Annotated in this window: 7 protein-coding genes; all 7 read left to right on the forward strand. The window is 69.7% G+C overall.

Translation table 11 applies throughout. From position 1 onward, the window contains the following. The first annotated feature begins 101 nt into the window (after nt 1–101). The 7 genes from PSH25_RS09240 to eccCb all read left to right on the forward strand — a co-directional run bounded on the left by PSH25_RS09240 (nt 102) and on the right by eccCb (nt 11256). Nucleotides 102–2087, forward strand: a complete 1986-nt coding sequence (locus PSH25_RS09240; RefSeq protein ID WP_238658617.1) for a M6 family metalloprotease domain-containing protein — start codon at nt 102–104, stop codon at nt 2085–2087. Between the two features lie 85 nt (nt 2088–2172). Beyond that, the gene (locus PSH25_RS09245) at nt 2173–2607 is read left to right on the forward strand and encodes a hypothetical protein (RefSeq protein WP_238658618.1); all 435 of its coding nucleotides are present in this window, start codon (nt 2173–2175) and stop codon (nt 2605–2607) included. After that, entirely contained in the window at nt 2604–3182 is a 579-nt protein-coding gene (locus PSH25_RS09250; RefSeq protein ID WP_238658619.1) for a TlpA family protein disulfide reductase, read from the forward strand. The genes PSH25_RS09245 and PSH25_RS09250 overlap by 4 nt, the downstream gene beginning before the upstream one ends. A 128-nt stretch (nt 3183–3310) precedes the next feature. Then, nucleotides 3311–5206 carry a CocE/NonD family hydrolase gene (locus PSH25_RS09255; RefSeq protein ID WP_238658620.1) on the forward strand — a complete coding sequence of 632 codons (1896 nt, stop codon included), beginning with the start codon at nt 3311–3313 and terminating at the stop codon, nt 5204–5206. Between the two features lie 334 nt (nt 5207–5540). Then, entirely contained in the window at nt 5541–5996 is a 456-nt protein-coding gene (locus tag PSH25_RS09260) for a DUF4383 domain-containing protein (protein WP_238658621.1), read from the forward strand. A gap of 409 nt (nt 5997–6405) precedes the next feature. Next, entirely contained in the window at nt 6406–6897 is a 492-nt protein-coding gene (locus PSH25_RS09265) for a hypothetical protein (protein WP_238658622.1), read from the forward strand. A gap of 3 nt (nt 6898–6900) precedes the next feature. Further along, complete coding sequence (gene eccCb, locus PSH25_RS09270; protein WP_238658623.1) at nt 6901–11256, forward strand: type VII secretion protein EccCb; 4356 nt, start codon at nt 6901–6903, stop codon at nt 11254–11256. Nucleotides 11257–11375: the final 119 nt, after the last annotated feature.

Genomic DNA, 11375 nt, shown 5'->3' on the forward strand with positions numbered 1-11375 from the left:
GGACGCCAGCGCCGCGTTTTCCTCCGACGAGAGGTGGTTCCGTGCACCGTGCTACCCCCCACCGAACACGGCTGAGACGGGCCGTGCTGGCCGCAGCCGTCGTGACCACGCTCGTGGCGACCGGGGCGGCGCAGGCCGCCGCGGCCCCGGCCAACCCGGCCGGCGGCACCGCGCCGTTCCAGGTCCTCGACCCGCAGGCCTGGCAGAACCCGGACACGATGACCTGGAACGACTACAAGGCCGTGCCCGGCAGGAACTGGGCCGACCCGAGCGTGTCCGGTTCGGTCCGTAACTTCAAGATCGCCCTGGTGGCGCTCGACTATCCTGACGAGACGTTCGCGGTCTCCCAGCGGGCCCGCTCGACGGTGTTCGGCAACCCCCAGTCCGTCGCGACCAACATTCCCCGGGCGGACGTGCCGACGTTCTACCAGGACTTCCTGAACACCCCGAACACCCTCAACAAGGGCCACACCCTGCACGAGTACTGGATGCAGGACTCCAACGGCCGCTACGGCGTCGACCTCACCGGGTTCGGGCCGTACCAGATGCCTTCCAAGTCCTACCAGTACGGGCTGGACAACGGGTTCAACCCGGGCGCCTGTCCGAGCGGGGACGTGTGCGGCAAGAACATCCGCACCGACGGCCTGGGCGCCTGGCGGGCGGCGGTCGGCGAGGAGGTCGCCAACCAGTACGAGCTGGTGTTCATCCTCAGCGCCGGCCAGGACGAGTCGTCGACCTGGCAGGAGTTCGGGCAGATGATCTTCCAGAACAAGGAGGACGTGCCGGACGCGTGGGGCCCACCGGACCCCAACCTGCCGAACTGGGCGAAGACCCGCTACGTGGACTGGACCTCGTGGAAGGCGGCGGCGACACTGTGGCCGAACGCCGGCGGCGGCTCCTCGACGCAGGGGGAGAGTTCCGGCATGGGCGTCTACGCCCACGAGTTGACCCATCTGCTGGGCATCGGCGACAACTACAACAACCCGTACGGCGAGCCGCTGCGCAGGGCGTACACCGGCATCTGGAGCATGATGTCGCGTGGGTCGTTCAACGGCCCGGGCGGTCCGCACACCCGCTGGCAGATCCCGCCGACCAACGGCGGCTCGATGGGCTCGCTGCACACCGTGCGGGACAAGCTCAAGATCGGCCTGCTCGGTGAGGAGCACGTGCTGCGGCTGTCGCGGGAGGCGCTGGCCTCCTCGGGCCTGGTGGTCGCGCAGGTCACGTCCCGGGCGGTCGACGCCGGCCCGAAGGGTCTGAGCGGCGTGAACATCGCGCTGAACAAGGACCTGTCGCCGACGTGTGGGGTCAGCACCGACCCGTTGTGCGACGGTGGCAACTTCAACAACTACACCGTCGAGGTCGTCGACCGGATGGGCGCGGACTCCTTCACCCCGGACAGTGGCGTGCTGCTGAGCAAGACGAAGAACGCCGACAGCGCGCCGTTCCAGTGGGTGGTGGACGCTAACCCGCAGGACATCGACATGATCGACTTCTACCGGCCGGACGGCACCCCGCAGAAGATCACCATGGGTGACTACCGGCAGCTCTCCGACGCGCTGTTCCACGCCGGCGCGGACACCGGCAGCCAGTACGAGTACGTCGACGAGGCCAACCGGCTGCACTTCTACGTCATCGACCTCAAGCGGGACTCGGCCGGCTCGCTCTCCTACACCGTGGCGGTGCGTTCGCTGGACGGCACCGGCGGGCCGAGCACTCACGACGTGCTGCTGGGCAAGGGTGAGGTGACCGGTGGCGGCAAGCCGACCAACCGCGGGGTGACCTGCTCGTTCGAGCTGACCAACACCGGTTCGTACTCGGCCGGCGGGCAGCAGCACCCGGAGAACGTCAGCGCGTACCTGAAGTCGGACGTCTACCGCCTGTCGGCGGAGGTGGCCGGCAAGGGCTGGCGGACCTGGCTGCCCAACCAGCTCGCCACCGCGCAGTTCGGCAAGGCCACCACGGTCACGGTGTCGGTGGGTGCCACCGCCGAGGCCGCGGCCACCGGTTTCGTGAAGCTCACCGCGACCTCGGAGAGCGACCCGACGAAGACGGTGACCAAGCAGTGCCGGGTCGAGAAGTCCTGACCGGCGCCCGAGGTTGACCCCGTTCCTGCCGGGTCCGCGGCGGCCAGCCGCCGCGGACCCGGCAGGCGGGCGGAAGGAGGATGACGTGCGGCGAGGCATCATGACGCTGCTGCCCCTGCTGCTGGCCGGTGCGACCGGTTGCGGCGTCGGCGGCGGCGCCCAGGAGGCGGTCTCCCCGACGACCGTCCGGGTCCTGGTTCGCGACATCAACATCCGGGCCGCGGGCGTGGACTGCGCCGGCACCGGTCCGTACCAGCACTTCCACAACCGGGCGCCGTTCCGGGTGCTGGACCCGGACGGGACGGCGCTGGCCAGCGGGCAGCTGCCGGCGGGGACCGCGGTGGCCGCCTTCGCCGAGGACCTGGGGGTCGAACGTCTGCCCACCTACTGCGAGTTCGCCGTCGGAGTGCGGGTGCCGCAGCGGACCTCCTACCGGCTGGAGGTGGACGGCCGGCCGGCGCTCGACCTGACGCCGGACAGCAGCGAGGGCCCGGCGCTGGTGGCGGTGGTCCCGTCATGAGGCGGGTACTCCTGCCGCTGTTGCTGGTCGCGGCACTGCTGGGCGGATGCAGCACGCCCGACCCCGAGCCCGCGCCGACGCCCGCCGGAGGGACGGCGGCGCTGCCCGGGCCGGTCCCCGCCGACCTGGCGTTGCGCCCGGCGCCCGGCACCGCTCCGGCCGCCCCGGCGTTCACCGGCGCGTTGACCGACGGCACACCGTTGGCCGCCGCCGAGCTGTGGGCGCAGCGTCCTGTCGTGCTCACCTTCTTCAGCTCCTGGTGCACCACCTGCGCCGACCGCCAGGCCGCCCTCAGTGAGCTGGCCCGCAGCTATCGCGACCGGGTGGTCTTCGTCGGCGTGGCCGGCGCGGACCAGGCCGACGAGGTCCAGGACTACCTCCGCGCGCACCGGGTGGAGTATCCGGTCGTCCTGGACGACCAGCAGACGATCTGGCGTTCGTACGCGGTGCGGGAGCCGCCGGCCGTGGTGCTGGTGGCCAAGGGTGGTGCCCTGCTGCGCGGCTGGCCGGGTGGCCTGGACGCCCCGGCCCTCGACCGGTGGCTACGGGAGCTGGTGCTGGCCGGCCCGCCGTAGTCCCGTCGCCCAAGCACCTCGGTGCGGCCCGCGTCGAACCACACCGAACGAAGTTCCTACACGTGCAGGTGGTGGCACAGGCCACCGGCTCGTAGCGTACGCAACCTCGGACACATCAAGGAGACTGCATGGCTACAGTGGGAACGCGCTGGCGCACTGGCGTGGCCGTATTGTCCGCGACGGTGCTCGCCGCCCTCGGCGCGGCGCCGCAAGCGCTGGCGGCGGACGGTCCGCCGTCGATCGTCGTCCAGGACGGCGTCACCCAGCCGGTGTTCGGCTACGCCGACGCCATTCGGGAGCGCCTCTTCATCGACTCCACCTTCGACAGCGACAACGACGGTCTGCGCGACATCATCGCGTTCGACCTGATGCGGCCGGCGGCCACCGCGCAGGGGCTCAAGGCCCCCGTGGTGATGGACGCCAGCCCCTACTACTCGACGGTCTGCCGAGGCAACGAGTCCGAGTGCAAGGCGGACCTCGACGGCGACGGGCTGCTGGACAAGTGGCCGTTGTTCTACGACAACTACTTCGTGCCGCGCGGCTACGCGGTCATCCTGCTGGACATGGTCGGTACCAACAACTCCACCGGCTGCCCGACCACCAACGCCAACCAGGACAACTTGAGCGCCAAGCAGGCCGTCAACTGGCTCAACGGCCGGGCCACCGCCCGTAACGCCGCCGGTGAGATCGTCAAGGCGGACTGGCACAACGGCAAGACAGGGATGATCGGCAAGTCGTACGACGGCTCGCTGGCCATGGCCACGGCGGTGACCGGCGTGCAGGGCCTGACCACGGTGGTGCCCATCAGCGGACCGACCGAGTACTACGACTACGTGCGCAGCAACGGCGTGGTCACCCGTGGCAACAGTTACGTGGCGTCGCTGGCCAACACGGTCACCAACCCCGAGCGCCGGGACTACTGCAAGCCGGTGCGCGACGCGATAGGCGCCGCCGACGGTGACGAGCACGGCGACTACACGGCCTTCTGGAACGAGCGCAGCTACGTCAAGAAGGTCCCCAACGTCACCGCCAGCGTGCTGCTCTACCACGGCCTCAACGACGACAACGTCCGGCCGGACCACTTCAGCAAGTTCTGGTACGCCCTGGCGGAGAACAACGTGCCGCGCAAGCTGTGGCTGTCGCAGGAGGGCCACGTCGACCCGTTCGACTCGCGCCGCGCGGTGTGGGTGTCGACGCTGCACCGGTGGTTCGACTTCTGGCTGCAGGGCGTCGCCAACGGCATCATGGATGAGCCGCGGGTGGACCTGGAACGGTCCGCCGACGTGTGGGAGACCCACGCCGACTGGCCGATCCCCGGCAAGGCCGACACGGAGGTGTTCCTCCAGCCCGGCACCACCGGCGCGGGCGGTCTCGGGCTGGTGCCCACCCCGAAGCCGGCGACCGGGGCGTTCCAGGACAGCCGCACGCAGAGCCAGAACACCATGATCCTCAACCCGGACGTGGTGCAGCCCAACCGGCTGGCCTTCCTCTCCGCGCCCCTCTCCGCGCCGCTGCACATCTCCGGCACCCCGACCGTGCAACTGCGGGCGTCCGCCGACCAGACCGACACCAACCTCGGGGCGATCCTGGTCGACTACGGCACCGACGAGCGGGTCGCGCACCGGGCCTCCGGCGAGGGAATCATCACCCTGACCACGGAGGACTGCTGGGGCGAGAGCAGCCCGACCGACGACGGCTGCTACAAGCAGACGACGAAGCGGGTGGCCACGGCCGACTACGAGCTGGTCACCAAGGGCATCATGGACGCCCAGAACCGGCAGTCGATCCGCGTCGCCGTGCCGCTGGTGCCGGGGGAGTCGTACAACTTCAGCTTCCCACTGCTGCCGGAGGACTATGTCTTCAAGCCCGGTCACCGGATCGGCGTGATCATCGTGGCCAGCTACCCGCAGTACTCCAGCCAGGCGGACACCACCGCCGCGAACCTGCAGGTCGCGCTGAAGAGCAGCAACATCGTCCTACCGGTGGTAGGCGGCACCGCCGCCGCGCACGCCGCCGGCCTCTGACCAAGGACGGCCGCTCGCCGTGCCTGGCGAGCGGCCGTCCTCACCCTCCGTGTCAGGTGCCGCTCAGCAGCGGCCAAGATCCTCCCACTGCTGGCTCCAGCCCGGCTCGGAGCCCTGCGTCCAGTACCGTGCCCGCCACAGGTGCTTGCCCTCGCCCGACGAGGGACCGCTCGGGTCGCCGTACCTGCTCTTCTCAGGCGCCGCGCCGGCGGTCAATCGCGCGAAGGATGAGGCCGAACTCGCTCGGCAGTTACGTCACGACTGACCGGGCCCGTCCGGTTTCGGGCCGGCCTGTTGGGGGAGATAAGCGGCACTGTCTCTCACGGAGGTAACAATGGTCAACCAGTCCCGCTCCGGCAGCACGACCACAGCCAAACACCCGGTCCGCAGCGCCGCCCAGGCCGTCGGTGCCGTCTTCGTGTTGGTCGGCATCCTCGGGTTCATCCCCGGCATCACCAGCAACTACGACACCCTGCAGTTCGCCGGGCACGAGTCCGGAGCCAAACTGCTCGGACTGTTCCAGGTGTCGATCCTGCACAACCTGGTCCACCTCGCCTTCGGCGTCGCCGGCCTCGCCCTGGCCCGTACCGTCTCCGGTGCCCGCACCTACCTCATCGCCGGCGGTGCCATCTACCTGGTGCTCTGGCTCTACGGGCTGGTCATCGACCACCAGAGCGGGGCCAACTTCGTGCCGCTCAACAACGCCGACAACTGGCTGCACCTGTTCCTCGGCCTTGGCATGATCGCCCTCGGGCTCGCGCTGACCCGTCGACCCGCCGACCGTCGCTGATCCACGCCCACACCGCCCCTCGTCATCGGCGCCCGACCCATCCATATTGTTCCTGCTCGGGCATCGTGTAGCCCCGGCGCGCCAACCACCTGGCGAAGCCCGCCAGTAGGGCCATGGTGAAGTGCTCGCCGGGGCAGCGGTGGCCGGTGCTCGGGTCAGCGCCCCCCGGGGAATGAGTTCGTACGGATCGGGAGCACGCCCGACGAATCGCTGCGGGGCGAAGCGCCTGCACGGCGGTGGCGGGAAGGACCCTGCGGCGATGCTCCCGACGATGACGGTACCGGCCGTGATCGCACCGGCCACTCGTTCCACGTCAGCCGGAGCCCATAACAGGATCGTCGGCGACCATCACGGAGATTCGGCTGTTCGTGGGGCAAGCCAGGTGCGCGGCTGGTGTTGAATGTGGAGGGTGAGCGAACAGGTGCCGGAAGGAGTGGCGACGGTGGAGCTGACGATGGTCGTACATCCCGAGCTTCCGATGACCGCCGAACGGCTCGACACCCTCACCCAGGGGTTCGCCGAGGACCTGCGGGCCATCCCGAGGGTGCGCGTCGGCCCCGCCACGAGGCCCGCTCCCACTCCCGCTCCGGGAAAGTCACCCGAGGCATGGGAGCTGGGAATGTTGGTGGTGGGCGGCCTCTTCTCGGCCACCACCATGCGCGCGATCGTCCAGATCGCGATCGCCTACACCGAGCGAACCAAAGCACGGTCAATCACGGTGCGCAGCGGCGAGACCGAGTTGGTGATCACGGGAAGCACCCGGATCGATGATCCTCTCCTCGTCGCCGAGTTGGCCCGGGTGATCAAGGCACCGCACCGATCCGACGCAATTGTCGCCTCGCCCGATCCTGACCAGGCCGCGATCGTCCCGGGTGAGCACCCGGGTGGTGTCCGAGCGTAAGCGGTGGGACAGCGCCTGGCTCTGCTCATCGCCAACGACCGCTACATCGACGACTCGTTGGCCGACCTGTACGCGCCTCGGGAAGAGGCTCGCGACCTGCAGAGTCTGCTGGCCGACGCCAATATTGGGGCCTTCGACCGCACCGTGCTGCTGGAGAACGAGTCGAAGAGCTCGGTGGAGCGCACGATGGAGACGATGCTGCGCAGCGCCGGGCCGGAAGACCTGATCCTGCTCTACTTCTCGGGGCATGGGATCCGCCGCGGCAAGCGGGGCCGGCTCTACCTGGCGGTCGCCAACACCGAGGTCGACTGTCTGTCGTCGACGTCGATCTCCGCGTCCTTCGTCCACGAATTGCTCGACGAGTCCGAGGCCGCCAGCTCGGTCATCCTGCTCGACTGCTGCTACAGCGGTGCCTTCGACCATGCCAAGTCACCCGCGGATCTCAACCTCGACGGGGAACTGAAGACTGGCGACGGCCGCTACGTCATCACCGCGACCAACTCCGTCGAGCGCGCCGTCGACGGCCAGCCGGCAACGGCCGCCACGCCGCGCCTCCGCTCCGCCTTCACCGAGACGGTCATCGAGGGCCTGAGCACCGGTGCCGCCGACCTGACTGGTCGAGGCCGGATCACCCCCGAGGATCTGTGGCGGTACGTGCAGTTGGAGCTGCCGAAACGAACGACCGAACAGTCCCCGTGCCAGTTCGGTCGAGCGAGCAGCGAGGTGCACATCGCGTTGTCCCGGGACGGCCATCACCGCCAGCGGGATCCGCGGGACCCGCGGGATCCGCGTCTCGGCGATCTGCTGGGCCCGTTGCAGGCGCGGGAGGACGTGAAGCTGTGCGCGGTCGAGTGGCGTCAGCGCGGGCTGCTCAAGGTGCCGGTCGGTCTCAACCACCGCATCGACCAACCGGCCGGGGAACCTGTCTCGCTCGATCTCGCCTCGTCGGAGGGGCACCTGCTGATCGTGGGACGTCCCGGGATGGGAAAGACCACCCTGCTTCGCACGATCATCGGCGGGCTCGCTCTCACCCACTCGGCCGACGAGGTCGTTTTCCACTGCCTTGAGTCCGGTGGCAACTGGCTCGGGCCGATGCGGCGGCTACCCCACGTCGAGACGGTCCTGGGCGACGACGAGGTGGTCGAGCTGGGCACGTTGCTGAGCCAGCTCGAGGAGGACGTGCTGCGGCGCAAGCGCCTGTTCCGTGAGCACGAGCTGGAGTCGCCGACCAGCCTCCGGGCGCGGCGCGGCAGTCTGAACGCCGGCCCGCAGCCGGACATCTTCCTCGTCGTGGACCGTTGGCAGGACTTCGTCGCGCTGCAACCGGACTTCACCGCCCGCGTCATCGAGCTGGCCAACAAGGGATTGGGGTACGGGTTCCACCTGGCTGTGGTCGAGCGAAGTTGGCGGTCCATTCCCCAGGAGCTGATCGAGTTACCGCAGCTGAGGATCGAGACCCGCCTGTCGGAGCCGCAGGAGTCGATGGTCGACCCGGACCATGCCGCCCGCCTGCCGCTGTCGATGCCCGGCTGGGCCATCCAGGGGCGGCGCACCTTCCGCATCGCCCTTCCCGAGCTGACCGTGACCGACGTCGACCCCGACTTCGGCTCGGAGTTCGGCGTCGCCGTCACCGACGGCGCGACATCGATGATCTCCATGATCGCCCAGGCCTGGGGCCTGTCGGCGGTGTCCCCGCCCGGCGGCGCTCGTCATGGCGCCTGGGAGTCCCGGGACGAAGCGCTGGAGATCCTCGGCCTCACCGACTACCAGGCACTGGTGGCCTTCAACGGCCCCGCCGCGTCCGTGGGCGCGGAGCAGCACCTTCAGGTGCCCATCGGTTTCGAGTTGGACGGGACAACGGTCCTGCTCGACCTGAAGGAGTCGGCCCAGGCGGGGATGGGCCCGCACGGCCTGGTTATCGGCGCGACCGGCTCCGGCAAGAGCGAACTGCTGCGGACCACCGTCGCCGCGCTGGCGGCGCGGCATTCGTCGGAGGAGCTGAACTTCGTCCTGGTGGACTTCAAGGGCGGCGCGACCTTCGCCTCGCTGGACGCGCTGCCGCACACCAGCGCGGTGATCACCAACCTGGCCGACGAGCTGCCACTTGTCGACCGGATGCGCGACGCGCTCGCTGGCGAGATGGTGCGCCGGCAGGAGCTGCTGCGCGCGGCCGGCAACTACGTCTCCCGCTTCGAGTACGAGAAGGCCCGCGCGGCCGGCGAACCGCTGGCGCCCTTGCCGAGCCTGCTGATCATCTGTGACGAGTTCAGCGAGTTGCTGGCCGCGAAGCCCGACTTCATCGACCTGTTCGTGATGATCGGTCGGCTCGGCCGGTCGCTCGGTGTGCACCTGTTGCTGGCCTCGCAGCGGCTGGAGGAGGGCAAGCTGCGCGGTCTGGACACCCACCTGTCGTACCGGATCGGTCTGCGGACGTTCTCCGCTGTGGAGAGCCGGATCGTGCTCGGCGTTCCGTACGCGTACGAGTTGCCGAACGCGCCGGGTCACGGCTACCTGAAGGCCGGCAACTCGGCCATGGTGCGCTTCCGGGCGGGGTACGTGTCGCGAACGCCCGGCCACGACGGAGCCGAGCCGGGCTCCGCCCTGGCGGAGGCCATCGCCGGCAAGACGGTGCTCGACCTGCTGGTGGAACGGCTCCGAGACCGGGGCCGTCCGGCGCACCAGGTCTGGTTGCCGCCGTTGGCCGAACCGCCGAGCCTGGGTGAGCTGCTGCCACCCCTGCGCGTGGACCCGCGCTTCGGGCTGTGTACTGCGGACTGGGCCGGCCGAGGTCGGCTCACCGCCCCCGTGGGCGTAGTGGACCGGCCGTACGAGCAGCGCCGCGACCCGATGATGGTGGACCTCGGTGGGTCAGGCGGCAACGTGGTGATCGTGGGTGGCCTGCTCAGCGGCAAGAGCACCCTGCTGCGGTCGATGATCGCCTCGCTGGCACTCACCCACACCCCACGCGAAGTGCAGTTCTTCTGCCTGGATTTCGGCGGTGGCGCGCTGCGCGGCCTGGAGGAGCTGCCGCACGTGGCGGGGGTGGCCGTTCGTCGGGACACCGAGAGGGTCCGCCGGACAGTGGCCGAGGTGGTCGCCGCCCTCGACGACCGGGAGACCCGGTTCGCCCGGCAGGGCGTCGACTCGATGGCTGACTACCGGCGTCGGCGGGCGAGCGGCGAGTTTCCCGACGACCCGTTCGGCGACATCTTCCTGGTTGTCGACGGCTGGAACACCCTGCGCCAGGAGTACGAGGAGCTGGAACAGATCATCAACAATCTGGCCAATCGAGGGCTGGGTTTCGGCATCCACGTGGTCGTCACCGCAGTGCGTTGGGCGGAGATCCGGATGACCATGCGGGATCTCCTCGGTACCAAACTGGAACTGCGGCTCGGCGATGCGGCCGAGTCGGAGTTCGACCGGCGCGCCGCGCAGAACGTCCCGGTCGGCTCGCCCGGTCGAGGTCTGACCCGCGACAAGCTGCACTTCCTCGCCGTGCTCTCACGCATCGACGGCCTGCGCGACACCGAGGACCTCACGGAGGCGTCGGTGGCACTGGCCCGGCAGGTGGCGGCGAGCTGGCCGGGCCCTCCCGCCCCGAAGGTACGTCTGCTGCCGCAGAAGCTGACCGTGTCCGAGCTGGCCAAGGTCGTCGACCGAGCTACACCAGGGCTGCCCATCGGGGTCAACGAGTCCGCGCTCGCGCCGGTCCACCTCGATTTCGCCGTCGAGCCGCACCTGAGCGTCTTCGGGGACGCCGAGTGCGGCAAGAGCAACCTGTTGCGGCTGATCGCCCAGGGCATCGCCGAGCGGCACACGCCGGCCCAGGCCCGACTGGTGATCGCCGACTACCGGCGTAGCCTGTTGGGCGCGGTGGAGGGGGACCACCTGCTCGACTACGCCGGGTCGAACCAGGTGTTCAGCCAGAGCATGATGTCCATTCGCGGCGCTCTGCAGAATCGCCTGCCCGGGCCGGAGGTGACCACCACCCAGCTGCGCGACCGGAGTTGGTGGAAGGGTCCGGAACTCTACGTCCTGATCGACGACTACGACTTGGTCGCCTCGGCCGGCAGCAACCCGCTCGGCGCTCTGCTCGACCTGCTGCCCCAGGCCCGCGACATCGGCCTGCACCTGATCGTCACGCGCCGAGTCGGCGGCATCGCCCGCGCGCTCTACGAGCCGGTCCTGCAACGCTTGCGCGAACTCGACTCGCCGGGCCTGCTGATGTCCGGAAACCGGGAGGAGGGCGCCGTCCTGGGCAACCTGCGGCCGAGCCCGCAGCCGGCGGGTCGCGGCACTCTTGTGCGCCGCCGCGACGGTCAGCAGCTCATCCAGACGGCGTGGGTCGAACCGGGGTGACCACAGCTCGGGATCCTGACGGTGTCACCGGGGGTGCGGCGGCGGTAGCCCAGCCAATTCCTCGGTTGCGCGCTGCTCGGCGGCTGCCGCCTGCGCCTTCGCGTCGGCGATCCGGGCGG

This window comes from Micromonospora foliorum (assembly GCF_022229015.1).
GTDB lineage: Bacteria > Actinomycetota > Actinomycetes > Mycobacteriales > Micromonosporaceae > Micromonospora > Micromonospora foliorum.